Origin of the sequence: Streptomyces sp. BE303, from assembly GCF_036290945.1 — a bacterium.
Lineage (GTDB): Bacteria > Actinomycetota > Actinomycetes > Streptomycetales > Streptomycetaceae > Kitasatospora.
This window is the reverse complement of sequence record NZ_JAQYWZ010000672.1, coordinates 1-444: the sequence shown is the minus strand read 5'-3', so window position 1 is coordinate 444 and position 444 is coordinate 1. Positions and strand designations below refer to the sequence as shown.

General features: G+C 66.7%; 1 protein-coding gene. It reads right to left on the bottom strand.

The window, feature by feature from the left end:
• Positions 1 to 260 precede the first annotated feature (260 nt).
• On the bottom strand, positions 261 to 444 hold a 184-nt coding region (locus tag PUR56_RS16105; RefSeq protein ID WP_329949432.1), incomplete at its 5' end, for a hypothetical protein.

Sequence of the window (444 nt, the reverse complement as noted above, 5' to 3'; positions counted from 1 at the left end):
TTGGGGAGGGTGTGTCGGAGTTCTGCGTCTGTGTCTCCATCGGGCTCGTGTTCGTGGAGTAGCCACAGCAGGTCGAGGACGCCTCCGTTGCTGCAGTGGAACTTCCACTGGCTCCGTTGATGTTGTCCGGTACGGACGAGGCGTCCCTGCGTGCTCAGGCTCTACAGCTGATCGACAGCGCCGAGGTGGGCGCTGCTCACCCGGTGGCACTCGGCGCGGCGTCGATCCGCCGTGCCGCGCTCGCTCACCGGGCGGTGGTCCTAGCCGGTGGGACCGGTGAGTTGATCGGTGGTCTGGGCGCGGTTGCTTCCGGGTCGGGTGGTCTGACGGGTGTTGCGGGTTCTGGTCGGGTGGCGTTCCTGTTCACTGCGCAGGGTGCGCAGCGAGCGTCTAAGGTCAGGGGCTTGTACGAGGCGTTCCCGGAGTTCGCCGACCCCTTCGACA